The 19,300-nt window shown below is 43.8% G+C and carries 15 protein-coding genes; 7 read left to right on the plus strand and 8 right to left on the minus strand.

Annotation, left to right across the window (positions count from 1 at the left end; genetic code table 11):
* Positions 1-119 precede the first annotated feature (119 nt).
* The 4 genes from CWC29_RS11455 to CWC29_RS11470 form a co-directional block, all read right to left on the minus strand.
* Positions 120-1,850: a hypothetical protein gene (locus CWC29_RS11455; protein WP_138522603.1), complete on the minus strand. Its 1,731-nt coding sequence runs from the start codon at positions 1,848-1,850 to the stop codon at positions 120-122.
* 256 nt (positions 1,851-2,106) lie between these two features.
* Positions 2,107-4,071, minus strand: a complete 1,965-nt coding sequence (locus CWC29_RS11460) for a pre-peptidase C-terminal domain-containing protein (RefSeq protein WP_138522601.1) — start codon at positions 4,069-4,071, stop codon at positions 2,107-2,109.
* Between the two features lie 11 nt (positions 4,072-4,082).
* The gene (locus CWC29_RS11465; RefSeq protein ID WP_128725595.1) at positions 4,083-4,754 is read right to left on the minus strand and encodes an Lcl C-terminal domain-containing protein; all 672 of its coding nucleotides are present in this window, start codon (positions 4,752-4,754) and stop codon (positions 4,083-4,085) included.
* The gene (locus CWC29_RS11470; protein ID WP_138522599.1) at positions 4,751-6,253 is read right to left on the minus strand and encodes an ethylbenzene dehydrogenase-related protein; all 1,503 of its coding nucleotides are present in this window, start codon (positions 6,251-6,253) and stop codon (positions 4,751-4,753) included. The genes CWC29_RS11465 and CWC29_RS11470 overlap by 4 nt, the downstream gene beginning before the upstream one ends.
* A gap of 185 nt (positions 6,254-6,438) precedes the next feature.
* On the opposite strand from CWC29_RS11470, the gene CWC29_RS11475 reads away from it, so the two are divergent.
* A complete protein-coding gene (locus CWC29_RS11475; protein ID WP_138522597.1) occupies positions 6,439-8,277 on the plus strand; it encodes a di-heme-cytochrome C peroxidase in 1,839 nt (612 codons plus the stop codon).
* A 66-nt stretch (positions 8,278-8,343) separates the two neighbouring features.
* Here the strand turns inward: CWC29_RS11475 and CWC29_RS11480 are convergent, their stop codons facing one another.
* Both CWC29_RS11480 and CWC29_RS11485 read right to left on the minus strand, forming a co-directional pair.
* Positions 8,344-9,453, minus strand: coding sequence for a GNAT family N-acetyltransferase/peptidase C39 family protein (locus CWC29_RS11480; protein WP_138522595.1), 1,110 nt, complete (start codon positions 9,451-9,453; stop codon positions 8,344-8,346).
* Positions 9,453-10,901 (minus strand): RimK family protein, encoded by a 1,449-nt coding sequence (locus CWC29_RS11485; protein ID WP_128725591.1) that lies wholly within the window; start codon positions 10,899-10,901, stop codon positions 9,453-9,455. Before CWC29_RS11485 ends, CWC29_RS11480 begins: the two co-directional genes overlap by 1 nt.
* A 334-nt stretch (positions 10,902-11,235) precedes the next feature.
* Here CWC29_RS11485 and CWC29_RS11490 point away from each other — a divergent pair, with 334 nt between their 5' ends.
* Positions 11,236-12,063: a hypothetical protein gene (locus CWC29_RS11490; protein WP_138522593.1), complete on the plus strand. Its 828-nt coding sequence runs from the start codon at positions 11,236-11,238 to the stop codon at positions 12,061-12,063.
* A 286-nt stretch (positions 12,064-12,349) separates the two neighbouring features.
* The gene (locus tag CWC29_RS11495; RefSeq protein WP_138522591.1) at positions 12,350-12,715 is read left to right on the plus strand and encodes a VOC family protein; all 366 of its coding nucleotides are present in this window, start codon (positions 12,350-12,352) and stop codon (positions 12,713-12,715) included.
* Positions 12,716-12,906: 191 nt separating this feature from the next.
* Here CWC29_RS11495 and CWC29_RS11500 read toward each other — a convergent pair whose 3' ends face one another.
* A complete protein-coding gene (locus CWC29_RS11500) occupies positions 12,907-13,875 on the minus strand; it encodes an AraC family transcriptional regulator (RefSeq protein ID WP_138522590.1) in 969 nt (322 codons plus the stop codon).
* 121 nt (positions 13,876-13,996) lie between these two features.
* Between CWC29_RS11500 and CWC29_RS11505 the strand changes: the two genes are divergently transcribed.
* Positions 13,997-14,845, plus strand: coding sequence for a sterol desaturase family protein (locus tag CWC29_RS11505; protein ID WP_138522588.1), 849 nt, complete (start codon positions 13,997-13,999; stop codon positions 14,843-14,845).
* Positions 14,846-14,849: 4 nt separating this feature from the next.
* On the opposite strand, the gene CWC29_RS11510 is transcribed toward CWC29_RS11505, so the two are convergent.
* Positions 14,850-15,761: a LysR family transcriptional regulator gene (locus CWC29_RS11510; protein ID WP_138522586.1), complete on the minus strand. Its 912-nt coding sequence runs from the start codon at positions 15,759-15,761 to the stop codon at positions 14,850-14,852.
* A gap of 96 nt (positions 15,762-15,857) precedes the next feature.
* Here CWC29_RS11510 and nfsB point away from each other — a divergent pair, with 96 nt between their 5' ends.
* The 3 genes from nfsB to CWC29_RS11525 all read left to right on the plus strand — a co-directional run bounded on the left by nfsB (position 15,858) and on the right by CWC29_RS11525 (position 19,203).
* Entirely contained in the window at positions 15,858-16,517 is a 660-nt protein-coding gene (gene nfsB / locus CWC29_RS11515) for an oxygen-insensitive NAD(P)H nitroreductase (protein ID WP_128725585.1), read from the plus strand.
* A gap of 387 nt (positions 16,518-16,904) precedes the next feature.
* A complete protein-coding gene (locus CWC29_RS11520) occupies positions 16,905-18,017 on the plus strand; it encodes a M35 family metallo-endopeptidase (protein ID WP_128725584.1) in 1,113 nt (370 codons plus the stop codon).
* A 124-nt stretch (positions 18,018-18,141) separates the two neighbouring features.
* Positions 18,142-19,203 carry an endonuclease/exonuclease/phosphatase family protein gene (locus CWC29_RS11525; RefSeq protein WP_128725583.1) on the plus strand — a complete coding sequence of 354 codons (1,062 nt, stop codon included), beginning with the start codon at positions 18,142-18,144 and terminating at the stop codon, positions 19,201-19,203.
* Positions 19,204-19,300: the final 97 nt, after the last annotated feature.

The raw sequence follows: 19,300 nt of genomic DNA on the forward strand, positions 1-19,300 counted from the left end.
CAAAATTTTTGCCTTGCCTATATGGATATAGGTACCTTAGCGGTAGCAGGACGCGAGAGCGGTGCTACTAAAGCTATTTCCCCACTTCAAGATAGATCATTTACTTAATACAACTGGTATTATAGTTTTTTCAGCTTCATATCTGTGCCAAATACAAGACCATGGTCTGCCACATCCATACTAAACTCAAATACCATATTCTGCTGTAAGAAAGCATCAATACCTTCAGGCATTGGTTGACCAGTTGCTTTTGCCGCTTCTAATAATGGAGCTACGAAAGCCTGCATATCCATGCTGAAATGCGTCATGCCATTACTTTCTAGCACTTGGCTTGCCATTTTCTCAGCAATAACAGTCGCCTTTTCACCCGTATATAACACTAAGTGATCGCCTTTAACCGCCAGCTTAATATCCATGTCTAATGGCTGTGGAGACGGAATATATTGGTTAATTGAAACCGGTGTACCATCTTCTGGGATTTGAATTTGCCCCAGCATAGGTGCCAGGCCTTTTACCGTATTAACGAGTACTAACGGGTCTTCAGCAGACAATGTAACTAGAGCATCAAACGTTTTAGGTTCCGGCGTGCCTTGGTCGTTTGGCTCCATAACAAGATCGAAAACCGATGCACTCACGCCTTTAACCGAGTTTGCCATGCCTGTCATCATCGCAATAGCCATTGGGCTATTTTGTTTCGCTTGCTGCTGTAATGCAACGAGTTCAGAACACTTGAATTCAGCTTTAGTAAAGCGGCCCCAAAGGGTGTTTACAAGCGGCGCAACTTTTGCGACATCAACACCATAGCCAAACCCTAGTACTTTTTCTTCGCCGTTGGTGACGTGCGCAGGAATAAAACCACGGATCGACCCAAGTGCTTTCATCAGTTCAGCATCTTGACCCACCACTACAGTATCAACTTCAAAGTCGATTGCGGAATTAGTAAATTGGATATTCTTGGTGCCCAGCACAGTTGCAGGCCACAAATTCGCGATTTCACTGTAGTCCGCCTGACACTCAGGGGCACGTACCGCTGCTAATTTCTCAGTCCCACCGCCTAGCTGCAAGATGTTATCTAGCATACGAGTAAAATCAGACTGCTTATTTGCGGTTATACCATCGACGATAGCCACATGGTTCAAAAATGCAATTGACGAACCATCAAAGCCAAACTGCGTATTATATTGCTCAAGCTTGCCAGATTGTGCCAATGACTGAGCTGGTTTGGTGATACCCAAAGCAACTTTTAGATCTGCTTCGGTATTAATTGGCGTGTTAAATGTCGTCGTAACCCATTGACCCTGCACGGAAGTGATAAGCTCAATTTTAGCTTCTGGCGCGAACTCAAGCTGATAACGCGTTAACGCGACACCATCTAGCGTATCTTCTCGATATGTAATTTCGGCATCTTTTGCAGCCATTTTTATCGTACGTTGAAAAGCCTCAGGATCCGCCAGTTCATAGCGCAATGTAGGCAGTAAACCAACTGTGTAGAATACACTTCTAACTGTCTCACCCATGCCTAAGATAGCTTTCATTTGTTCAGGTGAAGTCAAAGCTAAGTTGTATTGCTCTAGTAGCGTTGCTACAAAGTCCAAGTGCTTATCATTTTCTTTTCTAAGCAACCCAGTTATCTCTTCGATATTTTGAACCTGTCTAAGCTCTTTAGGCATGAAAGACAAATATTTTTGTTGCTCAAAAGGCGTTAATTGCCCCCAAAATACCGCGGTATCAGCCGGAACATATTCCAGTTGTTCCATCGCGATGCTTGAAGAAGATGATGATTGAGTGGTTACATAAGCACCAACGGCAATAGCCACAGCACCTAAGCCAACGAGAAGTTTTGTATTCATAAAGTGATCCTTGTTATCACCACGGAACATAGCCAAACACGTGGTAAATTTATTCTTCCCTACGAACCGCAACGATTGCGCGCGTCAGAGGTCGTTGCATCAAAACACCTAAGTGTCCAAAAATGCAGCGCTATTGTACCTTGATTATTGTCTCAATTCCATTAATTGTGCGCGGTTAAGTTACTCTCAATATTCGGTCAGTTTAAAAGTGAACTTGATCGTTACATCAATAACCACCAAGCTCTCATTTACAGGATTATTGACTTTCTGCTTGTAGATTCACTCCTGAAAAAGCAGCGTAACCATAGAGCCCAATATGCCAAGTTCCCGCATTTGGATTGGTGATTGTGCACGTTTCATTATTGCCATTTTCATAAGGCCGACATTCGTAGGTATTACTATTTGGTTGTTGACCAAAACGCAGATATAAATCAGCATCTCCAGTACCACCCGATGCCTTTACTTGCAGGCTCTGTGTTCCCTGTGCCACGTCAAAAGTATAATACTGCCACTGACCTTTACTGGCGGATTGATCCAACCATTGCTGGCTATTACCTTGATCTGGAGGAGTGTCAGTATAAACCGTAGCCGTTAGCGCAACGCCCGAATAACGCTCATAGCCATCAAGCATGACATAGTATCGGCCTGTTTGTACTGGAGTAATCGTACAGACTTCATTATTACCTGATTTATAGGGTCGACAATCGTAGTTTTGTGTCGTTGGTTCCGCATTAAAGCGCACGTACATATCTACATCACCACTGCCGCCCGCCGTTTCAACTTTTAGCTGTGTTGCTCCTGCTGGCACATCAATGTAATAAAGTGTCTGAGAAGACTTAGCGCCAGTGACATTCGCTTGTGTTTGACCACTGATAAGTTCAATTGCAGCTGGCGGCTCAATAATGGGAGTTTCTATCACAGATAGATTATTGCTTGCTTTGATCAGATTCAGTTCATCACCAATTTCAGCGGCATACCACCATGTCATATTCATAGGTAACGCGAGCGGATCGGCATCTCGCTGCGCTTTAGATAAGGCAGTTGCATTGCTTGAAAACTCAGCAGTTCGAACAGTAAGCTTATCATTTGTCACACTCAACACTTTAAACTGTTGAATACTCGCAAGGTCGATAGTCCAGCTTTTTGGATCATTGGCGCTTCTTGCCGGTGCACCCCAACTTCCCTCACCCACATAAACGGTGCCGCCTTGGGTCGTTGCCGTAAAGCCATTGCTGGTAGGCGTTAGTGCGTAAGTCAGTTTATTGATATGAGTATCGGACTCTACCACTAAGTTCATCGCATTATTATAGAAGTCTTGTGCCCACCAAGAGTGTAATATGGAGTTATCTGACTTACCTGAATAGTGAGGATACATCGGCTTGTGATACTGAGCGATACGCCACGTTGCGCTGTTACCCTGAGACTGTAAGTCGCTTTTCAGCCAATTGTTCATCGCTGTGGCATAGCTCGACCAGCCACTATTTTTAAATTGGCTATTTAAGGTATAAACCCTTAAAAGCCCCGCCACGTTAAAAGCACCATAGGTATCTTTTGCTGTACACGCACCATCTTGGTCATAATCTACGCCAAATACTTGGCATAGCGTTTTGTAGTTATCGTCTTCGTGATTGCCATGTGTTGCTACAAATGGATAAATTCGCTTGTATGCAAGGCCATCAATCAAATCATCCGAAAAGGTTAATTGCCAATCTTTTAAGTATTCACGCATTTCAGAAACGGAGTTTGCATTGGTGTAATCGCCACCATGCATAATAAATAGCGGTCGAATTTTAGCGATCAACTCATTGCCTTTACGGCGCGTTGTCCAACCTGTGCGCGTATCACCACCAGCTACAGCAGTGATCCCTGATGCCGTTTGCGGCGCAGTTCTGAACCACAAACGCTGACCGCAACCTTGTGAATCACAAACACGATAATACACCGCACTATTTGGGGTTAAGCCGGTTAATTTCACAAATGAACTTGAGAGGCCCCCATCAAAAGTATGCGTTGCGTTGACCGCTGCGCTTTGCCAGCTCTGTTCATCTGTTGTGCTGCCATATTTAACAATATGATTAGTGCCTGATGTGGGTGTAAATCCTATTGTTGCTGAAGTGCTTGGACTGGTGTCCCACACAAGACGATGGTAGTCACTCGCAGCAAAACTGCTACAAGATAAACCAGCTGCAACCACAAAAGTTGCCATTTGAGTATATTTCATTTCCTTGGTTCCTAGTTTAGAGTAACAGGCTCAGCACGACTTTGAGCCAATGAGAGTGGTGTTGACGGCGTAGCCACCAACATGACGAATGCGGCGTTTGCATAAGGGAGCGAAAGCGTCTTTGCAGATTGAAAATTCACGGCCGTTGCCCCTAACTTTTCACGCTTGAACGACTTGGGTAACGGCACGCCAGCCTCACCACTCCAATAGTCACCATTTTTAATGTGTGGGAAAAAATCACTTGCGATATGGGGTTGTCCGGGACCATTTGGCGTTTGAATTAAAGAGCGCAGCTCATCAGATGTAGGTAAGCGCCACTCGGCACTACCACATAATCTAGCTTGGTTGGTTCTACGGATCAGATCTTGGCTATCGCAGTGGGATGCTTCGAAGTAACAATCACCTTGATCAGCATGACCAAACTGACCGTCATACCAAGAGTAACTCCAATAGCCATCGTGAATAGACTCATCATCTCGTTTTACTTCCCAGAGCAGATTAAGCTTTTTGTCATAGACGCAATGCCAAGGGCCTTGCCATACAGACAAAAACTGCATGTCATTAGTGACTTTAATAAAGCGTGCGTGAGTTGGAATTTCTCGCTCAGAGGCGCTGAATAACAAGTAGCTAATCGCCACAGTGGCAATCGCTAAACTAAGTATTAAACGTGAGGCAACGGTCATAACATATACCTCAATTGGATCGCTCTGTGGTGACGAGTATGCGCGATTTGTGCGTGATCGAATGCGGAGACCCACATGCAAACACCTGAGCGCAGTTCAACATCAAGGGGAGAATGCGTTTGGTGTTTACGTACCAGCTCTAGCGTCCAATAACCATCGCGCCACTCTCCCCTAGCCCTAACATCGGCTCTATCTCCCTCAAAGCGATTTGAACGGTACAACACGGACGGTAACTGTTCGCCAATTTTCGCCATGTCTCGTTGAGGGTTGTAGGTTTCGCTGGCAAACCAATCAAGGACTTTGCGCTCGGTGATATCTGGCGATGGGATTGGCATTCGCTTTGGCGTAACCTCAGTCGGTGAGTACCAGCGCCAGTTCATCACATAAGCACCGCTTTCTTTGCCATCAGGTTGATACCCTGCGGTGTAGCGTCTTTGCCCAAGTGCAACGCTTTGAGGTGGCCCAAAAAAATTATCATCGGCCAAGTACATGTCATTAGTTCTCAGCGCTTTCCAGTGCCATAAGTCTCGTGTGCGGCCGTCCGTACTTGCATGATAGCCCTTGCCGTGCCAATTACGGGGTTTGTCTGCAAGCGGCGCATCGCCGTATTGAACGGTGCCATCACCTCCTAGTTCACAGGTTGTCGATAGCATGATGGCAAACTTATCTTCGTAATAAGTGCGCTCGTCAAAGCGATAAAAGCCATTTTCTTGTACTTGCCAACCGTCCGAGGTTTTTTCCAGCGGCAGATGCTCTAGGCTTTCGGTCGGATCTTGCCAGCGGATCAGAAAGAAGGTTTCATCATGGTTGCTCAACGCTTTTATTTCGACCTCACTACTCCCATCCAAGAAGTTTGCACCACCAAATGTCGTTAACTTAATAGGCTTGGCACGCAACCATTGTGGCTCGTCTCCTTTGCCGTCTATTTCAAGGTGGCTTTGCGTTGATAGCGGCGCAACTTCTAACCGTAAATGCTGTTCTGCAACGATAAGGCGTATACCAAGGCCACAAAAATACACCAGAGCAATACTGCAACAGAGTAAAATAAGCGCATTTCGGGGCACTAATACACTTAGTACTTGCTTACCCTTAAACACGGTGTGCTTTATGCCATGTAACACCAAATACAAAAAAATGCCTGTCGCTGATAACCCATGAATGACTAAACTTAGACTCTCTGGATTGAGCCAAAGTAACCATCCTGTGACTATACTCAGCACGATAACCAGATACCCAAAGTAGTTAACGGCTTTATCAAACTCGCTTGGAGCGCTGTGAAACGGTGCGCGAATAGTTGCCACAGTAAAAGCAATCGCAATCAAGGTGAGTAAGCAACCAAATAACACATGCATTGACAGCAACGCACCTTGTGGAAGCAAAGGTGAAAGAAACGCCAGAAAGTCATGATTTATAATGCCCAAGCGAGGGCCTGTCAGTAACCCAACCAAGATAACTATTACCGCCATAACATGAAAAATGGCAAAACTACTTCGACGCACAACCGCTCCCAAAACAAATAAAGTAAATTTAGTGTAAACAAATAAATTTACATAAATATTTCATGTTTGGAAAGATGAGACTTTCTCATCTTGGTAATGAAAGGCACATGTAATGTCGTGTAACTTGATTGTTAATAGCTTTGTACTAAGGTAGTTGATACTTCCACCGTCACGGACAGTTCAACATGAACAATAGACTAGTAATAAAATATGTAAGTACGGCAGTGGCTTGCACACTGTTTCTCGCAAGTTGTAGCTCACCAAGTAAAAAACCTTCAGTGCCCAAAGAAACGCTCGACCAAGTCGCAGAATCTGGTCAAGTGCCTGAGCGAGTTTGGCTCAATCAAGGATGGTCAGATAAACTTCGGCAAGACTTTTGGTTCACAGGTCAAGGGTCACAAATCATTCCCTATACTTGGTTTACTTGGTTAGAGCAACCCAACAGTAAAAAGCTCTTTCGCGATAGCGAACATATGGAAATGCTGCGCTATCTACCCAGTAAAACCGCCGCCAATAACCCTTCAGGTTTGCCCATCGGCTTTGCCGTGCATAACAATCAAACCACAGGACAAGCTTGGGTCGGGATGACCTGCGCCGCATGCCACACCAACCAAATTGATTATAATGGTACAAAAATTTTGGTAGAGGGTGCGCCCACCCTCGCCAACTTTGTACTCTTCTTTAGCCGCCTAAATGCCGCATTAGAAGCGACCCTCAACGATAATCAAAAGTTTAGCCGTTTCGCGATGCGGGTATTAAAAGAAGGAGCATCGCAAGAGTTGATTGATGATTTACGAGAGGATCTCAAGCACGTGGCGCTTGCAACCGCCGAGCGACAAACCGTTAATGACTTGCCCGAAGATTATCCAGACGATTTTACCAGCTATGCTCGACTTGACGCGTTTGGCAATATACAAAACGCCGGCACGGCATTTGCGCTTGACGACCTTAACAATAAAAATGCGCCCACCGCGCCCGTCTCCTATCCATTTTTATGGGGTACACACCAGTCCAATGTAGTGCAGTGGAATGCCTCAGCACCAAACGTACCTGTAATTGGGCCTCTGGTTAGGAACATAGGTGAAGTGGTGGGTGTATTTGGTTCGTTATCCATTGAAGAAGCACCGGTTTGGCAGCGTGTTTGGGGGAAACATGCGCGTTACAGCTCAACCGTTGACTTGCAAGGATTAGGACAATTAGAAGCGTGGGTAAAAACGCTACTTCCTCCCGCTTGGCCGGAACAATACTTTCCGGGAATTGACACTAACAAAGCGGCACAAGGAAAAATGTTATTCCAAGCAAACTGTGCTAGCTGTCATCAATTAATTGACCAAAAAAATCTACTTAAAGATTACGAAGCAGTCAAAGTGCCAGTAAAAGAGATAGGTACCGATCCTACTATGTCTAATAACGCCAGCTGCCATATGGCAAAGACCTTATTTTTAGAAGGTACTAAGACAGACATTCTTATTGGCGACAAATTCCAAGCGGTAGATAGCGCTATTGATATCCCAGTAAATGGCGTTGTGGGTTTGGTGTTAAAAGACCCTATCAAAGCAATCGAAGCAGGCCTAATAGCAGAACGCACCGGGCCAGATGGTAAGAAAACCACTGTGAAAAAATCCATTGAAGAGCGCCTTAAAGTCTACCTAGAAAATAGACACAAATTGAGTCCGAACACTAATGAAGATTGTGTGGATGGTTTCTACGACGCGGGTGTCTACAAAGCAAGGCCGTTAAACGGAATTTGGGCAACCGCGCCTTATTTACATAATGGCTCAGTGCCAAACCTATGGTCACTATTACAATCACCAGAGTCGCGCCCGGATACCTTCTGGGTTGGTAGTCGCGAATTCGACCCTATCAACGTTGGCTATGTTACTCATCAAGGCATGAACGAGTTCAAAGTGAACAAAGCCAATGGTGAGGTTATGCCGGGCAACGATAACAGCGGTCACGTTTACGGCACTACCTTGAGTGACAATGAAAAGTGGCAAATCGTTGAGTTTTTGAAAACGCTATAAACGCTATTTAGCGCTAAAAACAAAGGGCCGAATACAGGCCCTTTGACTTATAACCGAAAACGTTATTTAAAATGACTCGTGCAACACCACCAGCGCACTTAACTTGCTTGCGCCAAACGTCATCATTTTTTCAAAATCCGACCTTGCGATGGGAACTTGCTGGCAGTCGATAGGATTTTGGTCGTCCTCGACATCAGGGTCATTAAGATATAAACACAATTCATCCAAGCCCGTAATAAGCACCCAATGCGGCGCTTTTTTACCGTTTAGTCTATAGGTGCTGATCAAAGCCAATACCGCACTACCCTGTAACAACCATTGTTCAACCTGTTCAAGCTTTACATCGGCTTGGTGAATAGCAATATCACGATATTCACACTCTTGACGGAATTGCTCATGAACTAAGGTCATCACCTGTTTTTTCTGCGCGCTTCTAACGCCATCTAAAAATAGTGGGCCCGCCGTATTCACCATCACCTCTGCCGCAAAACCACGGCGCTCCGCAGCCAATGCCAAACCAAATGGGTGACAGCCGCCGTGACCTGCAGTCATAAAGATGGTGGTCGCTTCACGCCATATTTCAAGCTCTAAGGCCTGATCGCCCATACAGCCTGGATCTATACTCGCCATTGCCATCATCAGTGACGCCGGTCCGCAAGTAAAGTCTGTCGTTTGCTGATACCAAGGTGCCTGATGCAACACCGCCTTTTGCGACAGTTTACGTACGCATTTTTGCATTCTTAGCGCGTCATCATGATCCGCGTAATAGTTTTGATACTCGCCAAATACACGATAACCCATGCGTTTATATAAGCCGATGGCCGCGTCATTGCGTTTAGCCACTTCTAAACGCATATACAACCAGCCCATTTCACCCGCTCTGGCCTCAAGCTCTGACATCAGTTGACGTGCGATCCCCTTACCTTGATGATGAGGCGATACCGCCAATGAATAAAGCCTGGCCAGCCGCGTTCCTTGGTGCAACCAAAGCAATCCATAGCCCACAAGTTCCCCTGCTAACTTTGCAGTAAGCAGCAGGCTATGTTCAAAACTGATGTAATGCTTGAGTTGGCGACGACTCAGTCTATCTGCACTGAAGCAGCTTTGCTCCAGCGCATTCAGTGAATTCAAATCCTGCAGTGTCGCCTTTTCGAGCACCAACGCGGCTTGCAACATTACTTTTTACCTCTCGCTTCAAGACGCCTTGAAAATTCAGACATCACCTGCATGTACAGCTCGTCACCGAGATACTTGTCTTCAACCCCTTGGTCAATATTCGGATTGTCGTTTACTTCAAGCACGTAAGCTTTGCCGTTGTGCTCTTTAATATCAATACCATACAAACCATTACCCACAACTGCCGCCGCTTTTAATGCTGCACGTAACACCGCCTTTGGCACTTCAAACGTTGGTAACGTGTCAAACCCACCCGAGAAATTACGTTTTGACTCGTGGTTATAGATTTGCCAATGGTTACGTGCCATATGGTAACGGCATGCATAAATTGCACGGCCATTTAGCACCCCAATACGCCAGTCGTAATCTGTGTATAAGTAAGCTTGCGCCAACACAATCGCAGAGACGCTCATCAGCTCTTGTAACCGCTCGCCAAGTTCTTCTTTGGTTTTTACCTTAAATACGCCTTTTGAGAACGAACTCTCAGGCATTTTAAGCACCATAGGTAGCGATAACTCAGCAATGAGTTTATCGATTACTTGTTCATTACACTGGCTCACAAATCGCGTTTCTAAACTTGGCACCTTCTTGTAATTAAAGGCATCATGTAAAAACACCTTATTACAACAGCGTAGGATCGAGCTTGGGTCATCAATTACCACTAAATCTTTTTGCTCTGCTTCTTGCGCAAGGCGATAAGTATGGTGATCAATCGCTGTGGTTTCACGAATAAATAGCCCATCGTATTGGCCTAAGTTGTATAACTCAGCCGCTTCTAATGGATGTACTTTAATGCCAAGCTTTTCACCCGCTTTTACAAAACGGCTGATCGCCCCTTTATTACTTGGCGGCAACTTTTCATCGTGGTCCACCAACATCGCAATATCCCAGCGATACTTTTTGTGGCTCTTACGTTTGTTCCACTGAGTGGCATGCACATGACCTAATACTTGAGTACAAAACTCAAGCTGCGCCACCTGCAGAGTCGAAAAGTCGCGACGCTGCACCTGCACGCGCACGCCTTTGTCTTGCTGCTGTAATGTCACTTTTAGTAAAGGCGCTGGAAATTGCTGAAATAAATACGCCGCCAACTTACTAAACTCAGGCTGTTGGGTTTCGCCCATACAAATGATCAACTCAGCGTCATCGGTAATCGCGATCCCACGCTTATCAAACCAAGCTTGCGATAAAAACAACACATTATCGCCATCACGTAAACCGTTAATAACTTTTAGACTCGGAAGTACTTGGTGATTACGCGCTTCAGCAAGTAAAGAGCAGTAATAACCTTGACTTAAATAACGATCACAGTCACATAAATTAATCACTCGAAGTTTTGATTCACCGAGCTTTGGGTACTCTTGCAAATACGTTTCAAACGTCACTACGTTATTTGCCAAAGGCAGTACATCTGCATTTTGATCAACAACGAATAGAGTAGATAGCATCTAAATAATCCTTAGGTGGCGATGCGTTGGCACATCATTACATGATGGTTTAGGCACCCCACGATTTAACATAGGGTTAGTGGGCAAATTCAAGGGCCCACATTAAAGTGGAGTAGTTGTAATCTTAAATATAGCACTTAGCAATTGAGTAATTTTGATTCTCAAGATAAATCTTTTTTGCTGTCGAAAACTCAAAGAAAGGACTTAAATTTCATACAGTTAAAAGTTTAAAAGGTTCAATAAATAAGATTAATGCTAACGATTAAGAAAAATTGCATTATCAGTAAAGTTTACAATACTTAATTGATTAAAAATAAAACAACAGGATTTCCTCATGCAAAGGAAAGCAAACCTTCTGGCCCGACTTCGTATCGCATATGAAACAACTAAAAAAGAACTACTAATATTTTTATTGTTGCTTGCAGTCGTTGTTGACATGCTGCCAACTGAATTATTTTTTAGGGTTGAAGTAGCTAACACTATCAAAACAGGGTTGATGTTACCTATTGCATTTATCTTGCTGGAGCTTTTGTTCAAAATATACGATGCCGTTTTGCACAATCGTAGAGAGGTAAAAATCATTAAATCCAATGACCTGTTAGGAGACATTGGTCGACTATGTGAATCAGAACGAGAAATAAACATTAAATATATCGGTGTCGCAGGAAGACATGGCTGGAGTACTGTAATTGCCAGATTTTTAGATCCAAGCTCAGAGATGTGTCTGTTGAGTAAAAAGCAAATAGTCATAGAGATAGCTTTATTAGCACCTCAACAAGTCGGCTCTATCGATGGTGGTACGGAAAGGTATTCTGTAGTTCAGTCGGTAATAAAGGAAATAGAATTTACCAAACAGAGATTGCTAGCCGAGGGAATGAAGCACGTCACGATCAAAACCTACCTTTATGAACATACTCCTAATTTTCTTGGTTTTTTAGTTAATGACAATTATTTATTCACTTCCTTAACCTATTGGGAATATGTTGGCACCGGAGAGAAGTACCTTAGAGGTGGGGGCACTGATTACATTGTTTATGATAAGAACGATGGATTCGGAGGAGCTTATTACCTCAAACGTTTTGAAAGCTGGTTTTGTCATTGCATAGAAAGTACGCATCAAGAGTCATATTGCTCTGAAGAAGCAAAGCATAAAGAGGACTAGCGGTTTAACATGATAAAGGAGAACAGCCAACTGTAGCTGACGAGTGCATTGTGTCACCCTCGCGACAGGTTTAGACGCCCGTCCATAAAAATACAGGCTTACCCTAAAGAAAAAGAAACCATACAGATACTACAAACAGTTAAGTCAGCCTCACCTTCCACCTCTGGAGAAACAAGTGACACCTATCACTATGTGTACTCCAACAAGCAACTGTTAACACAAACCGCGTGTCTCATAAATACTAAAGTGTTAGGCTACAAACAGTACCCGCAACATGGACAAAAACATGGCAAACCTGAATACCGTAGAAATAAAGTCTTTTGTTCCAGCTAAAGACTTTGAATGCTCCAAACGCTTTTATCAGATGATTGGCTTTGAAATGGCTTTTGAAGCTGGAGATATCGCATATTTTAACTCTGGCTCTTGCTCTTTTTTGCTCCAAGATTTCTATGAGCCATTGCACAGCAACAACTTTATGATGCACCTTTTAGTCGAAGATGCCCAAAGCTGGTATGAACATGTTTTAAAACTCGAGCTGGACAAAGCGTTTGGCGTAAAGGTAACTGAGCTTGTCGAGCAGCCGTGGGGAATGCTCGAATTTTGTATTACTGACCCAAGTGGCGTGCTGTGGCGCATCGCCGAGAATCAGTAACCTAACAAAAAGATTGTGGCGTCAATAACTGACTTTATGCTTTGCCGATTTCCAAATTAATCGAATTGGATATGAACAGATAGCACCATTCACTACGTTTATCACGATAGGGAATCGATGATACCCAATACATATTTGCACCGAATCTGGGAATTTGACTAACAAACCAAACCTTACCTACCTTCGGTTCTTCACTTTAGCTTTGACGGTGGCTTCCCATACCATTTTATACAAACTTTATTCAGCGCACTTTGCTCTGTAAAACCGAGTGCATCGACAATATCGAGCAATTTGGTGTTGCCGATAAGTTGTTCAAATCGATGCTTTCGCTCTTGGTCAAGTAAGGTTCTAAAGCTGGTGTGTTGTATTTTTAGCTTACGCTGCATCGAACGCACACTCATGTTTAATGCCTTAGCAATACTTGCTTGGTTGACTCCAGCCAGAGAGTGCTTTGCCGCTAGTAAATTGGCAACACGCGCTTTTAAGTCATGATTATCACAGAGCGCTGATACGCTTTTTGCAACCACTTGCTCAATATGTTCGTGCATTAGGCTGTCGACGGTAGCGACTGGCATGGTAAGAAAATCTAACGGAAAAGACAGTGCATTTTCAGGGCAATTTTGTGATACGGAGCAGCCAAACCAAGTTTGTAAACGTTGTAACTCTAGGTCACACACGCTAAAGCTAAGCTGGAGTTGGTTAGGCGATAAAGTTGAACGCAAAAGCTGCCGTGCAGCGCTCACCCAAGCGGTCATATTACGCAAAATGGCTTGCTTACCCAGCGGGGTTTTTGGTTGCCAAGTTAACTTGGCATTGTCGCTATCACTTGCGAATACAGCGAGGCCAATATCGGCGACAATGGCGTCGTAATGCAATAAGGAGGTAATAGCTTGCTGTAAGTCTTTACTGGTTTCGACCAAATAACCAAGCGCCCCATAATCATGCAGCTGAATGGCTTTACCCAGTTCAAAACCAATTAAGGGATCGCCGCTCAGCTCCTGTCCTACCTCAAGCAATCGCTCATACTCAACGAGTGCTACACGTTCAGGGCGTGACGCTACTAGCTCAGCAAACTCGCCTCGCAGCTTCTTGTCATCGGTAAAACGGTCATGGAGATATACCCACGCACTATAAAAATATACAAACGAAGTGGAGTGCATTGCAGTTCCTTTTGTCGTATTTGGACAAATTGTTGGCGCAGTTTGGCAGGATTGTCAATGGCTAACCCGTTACGCTAGTGCATATAAAGTACCAAAGCTTTGGCTAAAGAAGGAGCTGTATATGGTTGATGTATCGCTAATTTTACTGGCACTCAGTCCCATCTTTTTACTTTGTGTTGCCTGGGAGTATATCAAGCACCACGAACACTATGATTGGCGAGATTCATTACTCAATGCCCTACTCGCCTTGCTCCACCAAGGCAGCGACGCGCTGGCTTTGCTTGTACTGATGCCGCTCTTTTACTGGCTTCATCAATTTGCCTTATTCACAATCGAATTAAATCTCCTCACTTTGCTTTTTGGGTTTATCTTGCAAGATTTCTTGTATTACTGGTTTCACCGGGCATCACATTGTATTCACTGGCTTTGGAGTGCACACGTAGTGCATCACAGTTCGAACAACATGAACTTTACCACCGCATTTCGCCAAAGCTTGCTATACCCTATTGTCGGTATGTGGCTGTTCTGGCTGCCTATGATACTGCTTGGATTTACCCCGACCTTGGTATTTGCCATCGTCGCAATCAACTTGGCTTTTCAATTTTTTGTCCATACACAAACGGTTAATCGGTTAGGAGTGGTTGAGCGGATCTTTAATACGCCTTCCCACCACAGAGTCCATCACGCCAGTAATCCTGACTATATAGATAAAAACTTTGCTGGGGTGCTGATCATTTGGGATAAGCTTTTTGGCACCTTTGTTGAGGAGCGTGAGGACATCACAATTTGTTATGGAATAAGAGGTGCGGCACCAAAGCAGACCCCTTTAGATGTAAACTTTGCTCAGTGGCGTCATATGTTCCACTGTTTTGCACAAGCAAACACCTTAAAGAGCAAATGGTTGGCGCTATTTGGTTACCCAACCCACTTACCCGAAAAGCCTAAGAATACAGCTTCAGTCAAGCCCTAGTGCGTTATTTATACCGCTCGGCCTTTTCTACAAGCGCTTGGCAGTACACTCTTAGTTTATCGCGCAGCACTCTCACGCTTGGGTTGATCATTTGCTTTGACGGGCAGATCAACCACAACGGCTTACATTCAACGCGGTAGTCATTTAATATACTTTGCACCACACCTTGTTCTAGTTGGTCTGCTACATCTATCGCGGAGCGCAATGAAATACCCGCTCCTTGCGCACACCAGCGCTTTACCACATCCGCATCATTACTGGTTCTACGCCCTTTAAGCACCACTTTGTAAGTTTGTTCATTTTTCGTCAGTTTCCACGTATCAAACTTACTGCCTCTGATCAAAAAGAATAGCCCTTGATGCTCACTTAGCTCCTCATGATCCTTTGGCGTGCCTTGTTTTTCTATGTATTCCGTAGAGGCACAAAGCAGCAATGGCACATCACAAATTTTAAAGCCGTAGAAGCTACTGTCTTCAGGCGCGCCATAGCGCAGCGCGATATCAACACCGTCACGATAAAAGTCGAGATTGTGATCATTAAGAATAAGCTTCAAGGCAAGTTTGGGGTATTCATCAAGTAATTCGTCTAGCCAAGGTAGGAGAATATTACGGCCAAAATCTGACGGTGCGGTTAATCTTAGCTCACCGTCAATTTCGTTGTCGTTATCAAGCACCTGTTTTTTGCCATTATCCAAAAGCGCAAGTGCCTGCTCGCAAATTGGCAAGTAAGTTTCACCTTGCTTTGATAGCCTTAAGCTACGCGTAGAACGCACAAAAAGTTGAAAGCCAAGGTGCTTTTCCACTCGCTTTATCGCGGCGCTCGCTGTAGCAACCTGCATATCTAACTGTGCAGCCGCCGCACTAATATTGCCAAGCTGAGCCGTTTTCATTACGACGATTAAATCTTGTGTATTCATTTTCAAAAAATTTTTGAAACTATTTAACTCATTATCATCTTTTTATTGATTATGTAAATCCATATTATGTCTTTAAAGCAATTTTAGGAGTCTGATATGTACACATTACGCGATGCAATTAACAATCGTTATTCCACAAAAGCCTTTGATCCTAATAAAAAAATTAGTGATTCAGATATTGACTTACTCAAGCAGGCGCTAAGACTAAGCCCGTCTAGTACCAACGTTCAGCCATGGCATTTTGTCATCGCAAGTACTGAGGCAGGCAAAACTCAAGTGGCTAAAAGCACACAAGAGAATTACAAATTTAATGAAGCAAAAGTACTTAACGCGTCACATGTTGTTGTATTTGCTGCAAAACAAAATATAGATGATACGCATTTAGATAAAGTGCTTGCCAAAGAAAGTGCCGATGGCCGATTTGAAAAAGGCTCTGAGATTGAGGCACAAATGAATAATGGCCGTCGCTATTTTGTCGGCTTAAATCAAACCAGCGATGAAGCAATCAAAGCATGGACTGGCAAACAGGTTTACTTAAATCTTGGGCAATTTTTGCTAAGCACTGCATTACTAGGTATAGATTCTGTGCCAATTGAGGGATTTGACGCCGATATTCTCAGCAATGAGCTTGGGTTAACTGAGCAAGGCTTTGACGCTCTTGCTATTGTCGCATTGGGCTATCGAGACGAAGGTGATTTTAATGCTAAATTACCTAAATCTCGCCTCGCAATCGAAGACATCATTAGCGAAATCTAAGACCCAGTTTGGCACTGATAATGGCTAGCTAGATAACGTCAGTGCCACTCCAACTTCGGTTGGAATACCATTTCAAACATCACAATGTAAACCAATGTGAATGAAACAATAAATTCACAACTACCCTCTCCTCAGTTTTGTACTAAATTTATCCATATTTTTCAATAACATTACATTTATTTGAAATTATTGGTAATTTTCAAATGTAAATTTTTTAGCTCTGTTGTGAAAATTCTGCTTGAAACATCGAATATATTATTGTTAATTAAAAGTGAAGATTGAATTCATCTTTAAAAATAACGAAATGACAACAAGTAAACTCAGTCCTCACTACTGGTTTTGTACCTGCCAGCCGAGAGACTGTAGCAACCTCAACAGGAAGAAATAATGAAGCTACTATCACGCACACTATCAACAGGGTTACTCGCGGCAGCCGTAACCGCATCACTGAATGCTCAAGCAATGAATAAAGACCTAGCGGTAAGTGTTGATGTCGACACAAAAAGCAACGGCGATGTTATTGCGACACTAAATATCACCAATCAGGGTAAAGGTAATCAGAAAATTCTAAGCTGGTATACAGATCTTGAAGAAGAGCATATTTTCAAAATTACGCGTGATGGTAAAGAAGTTAATTTCTTTGGTCCTCACTACAAACGCCCGGCTCCTACTGAAGCTGACTTTATTAAGTTAAAGTCTGGCGAAACACTCACTAAATCATTTGAGCTTTCGGGCCTTTATGATCTTAGCCAGCCAGGTAACTACGAAATTAGTTATGATGTTGAGTCATTTGACCTTTTCGGTAAAAAAGAAATGCCACGTATGGCTGCCAGAACGATGGGGCAGCAATCAATGATGCGTGCCGATGTAGCAGAGCTCAGCTCAAACTCGGTAAACCTGTGGCTTGAAGGCGTTGCGATGACGAAAGGCAATGTTCAAATCAATGCAAAACCAAGCGCCCGCGCTGCTGACTGCACTGATGGCACTTGTTTTACAGGCCGTTGTAGTAACAGTGAAAAAACCAGTATTTTGTCAGCACTAAATGCTGCAGATCAGATCACTAATGACTCTGTTGCCTACCTAAATAGCCACTCAGCAAGCAACCCGTCTACGCGTTATCAAACTTGGTTTGGTGCAGCGACAAGCAGCCGTTATGCAACCGTGAAATCCAACTTCAATGCAATCAATGATGCAATCGACAACCAAGATCTCACTTTTGACTGTAGTTGTAACAAATCATACTTTGCTTATGTATACCCAAATCAACCATACAAAGTCTATCTATGCCGCGCATTTTGGAGCGCAAATGAGCTGGGTACGGATTCACGTGCAGGCACGATTGTTCACGAGCTAAGTCACTTTAACGCCGTGGCGGGTACAGATGACATCGTTTATGGTCAATCTGGCGCGAAAAACTTGGCAATTTCTAACCCAAGTCAAGCAATTCAAAATGCTGACAGCCATGAATACTTTGCGGAAAATACCCCATATCAAAACTAATCTCGACTAAATATCCCTGAACGAGTATCGGGTTTAGGCAACCGTCCAGACCCGATGCTATTCACAGCGATTTCAGCTAACATGAAATATACTTCTTGAATTCACCTATTTGCTGAGGAATTTCATGACTTGGGTTATCGTCGCGCTGTGTGGTTTTATCCTACTTGCTACGTTATTGCCACTTGCTAAACATCCGCACTGGAGTGTTAGAGCAATGGAGTTCCCGCGACTTCAGCTCGTTGTTATTACTGCATTTACGCTACTGCTGTCCATTTTCTACCTTAATCTTCAAAGCGTAGCCGCGCTTGCTGTCATTTCTTTATTAGCCTGTTTAAGTTTTCAACTGTGGTGGATTTTACCCTACACCCCGCTTTGGCCAGTCGAGGTAAAAAAAGCGACAACCAATACTCACACAATCAGCCTAATCACCGCCAATGTACTGCAAACCAATCGACAGTTTAATCTGCTATTGGAGCAAGTCCGAGTACATCAACCTGATATTTTAGTCACGTTAGAGAGTGATGAGATATGGGAGCAACAATTAGACTCGTTGTTAGATATACTGCCCTACAGCGTTAAATGCCCGCAATCAAATTTATATGGCATGCATGTTTATTCTCGCTACCCGCTAGACGAGGCAAAATGTGAATATATCGTTGAAGAAGGTGTACCTTCGATTCATGCAAAACTCAAGATCGCTCCCCATATCATGATCCAAGCCCATTTTTTGCACCCAGCACCGCCAAGCCCCACCGAAAACGAAACGGCCATTGAGCGAGACGCAGAATTGGTGGTTGTCGCCAAACGCGTCATAAATGAGCCTTTGCCTACCATAGTCACTGGCGATCTCAATGATGTTGCTTGGTCTCCAACCACGAGATTATTTAGGAAAATAAGTGGGCTTCTTGATCCACGAGTTGGCCGAGGCATGTTTAACACGTTTCATGCACAGTACCCGTTTACACGCTGGCCGCTGGATCATTTGTTTTCGAGTCACCACTTCACAGTAATCGATATTAAAAGGCTAGACAACATAGGGTCGGATCACTTTGCGCTTTATGCAAAACTCGCTTATCAACCGGTCAAAAATGAAGATGAAGCAGGACTTGAGCTGAAAAAGAAAGATATACATCGCAGCAAAGAAATTATTGAAAATGCCGTGGCAAAACCGAATTGCAAATTATGATCATGAGTTTAAGTACAGTAAGTGTGAACGAGTGCTAGAAATAGCGGTTTGTAGATAACTTCAGCTTGAAGCCAGCATCGTTCACTGACTTCAAGCC

Source organism: Pseudoalteromonas galatheae (assembly GCF_005886105.2).
Classification (GTDB): Bacteria; Pseudomonadota; Gammaproteobacteria; order Enterobacterales; family Alteromonadaceae; genus Pseudoalteromonas; species Pseudoalteromonas galatheae.

Bases quoted from the DNA above. Each gene is read 5' to 3' on its own strand.
- CWC29_RS11500 (WP_138522590.1), bottom strand. From the start codon at position 13,875: ATGCACTCCACTTCGTTTGTATATTTTTATAGTGCGTGGGTATATCTC.
- CWC29_RS11520 (WP_128725584.1), top strand. From the start codon at position 16,905: ATGAAGCTACTATCACGCACACTATCAACAGGGTTACTCGCGGCAGCC.
- CWC29_RS11465 (WP_128725595.1), bottom strand. From the start codon at position 4,754: ATGACCGTTGCCTCACGTTTAATACTTAGTTTAGCGATTGCCACTGTG.
- CWC29_RS11455 (WP_138522603.1), bottom strand. From the start codon at position 1,850: ATGAATACAAAACTTCTCGTTGGCTTAGGTGCTGTGGCTATTGCCGTT.
- CWC29_RS11495 (WP_138522591.1), top strand. From the start codon at position 12,350: ATGGCAAACCTGAATACCGTAGAAATAAAGTCTTTTGTTCCAGCTAAA.
- CWC29_RS11475 (WP_138522597.1), top strand. From the start codon at position 6,439: ATGAACAATAGACTAGTAATAAAATATGTAAGTACGGCAGTGGCTTGC.
- CWC29_RS11480 (WP_138522595.1), bottom strand. From the start codon at position 9,453: ATGTTGCAAGCCGCGTTGGTGCTCGAAAAGGCGACACTGCAGGATTTG.
- nfsB (WP_128725585.1), top strand. From the start codon at position 15,858: ATGTACACATTACGCGATGCAATTAACAATCGTTATTCCACAAAAGCC.
- CWC29_RS11485 (WP_128725591.1), bottom strand. From the start codon at position 10,901: ATGCTATCTACTCTATTCGTTGTTGATCAAAATGCAGATGTACTGCCT.
- CWC29_RS11510 (WP_138522586.1), bottom strand. From the start codon at position 15,761: ATGAATACACAAGATTTAATCGTCGTAATGAAAACGGCTCAGCTTGGC.
- CWC29_RS11505 (WP_138522588.1), top strand. From the start codon at position 13,997: ATGGTTGATGTATCGCTAATTTTACTGGCACTCAGTCCCATCTTTTTA.
- CWC29_RS11490 (WP_138522593.1), top strand. From the start codon at position 11,236: ATGCAAAGGAAAGCAAACCTTCTGGCCCGACTTCGTATCGCATATGAA.
- CWC29_RS11460 (WP_138522601.1), bottom strand. From the start codon at position 4,071: ATGAAATATACTCAAATGGCAACTTTTGTGGTTGCAGCTGGTTTATCT.
- CWC29_RS11525 (WP_128725583.1), top strand. From the start codon at position 18,142: ATGACTTGGGTTATCGTCGCGCTGTGTGGTTTTATCCTACTTGCTACG.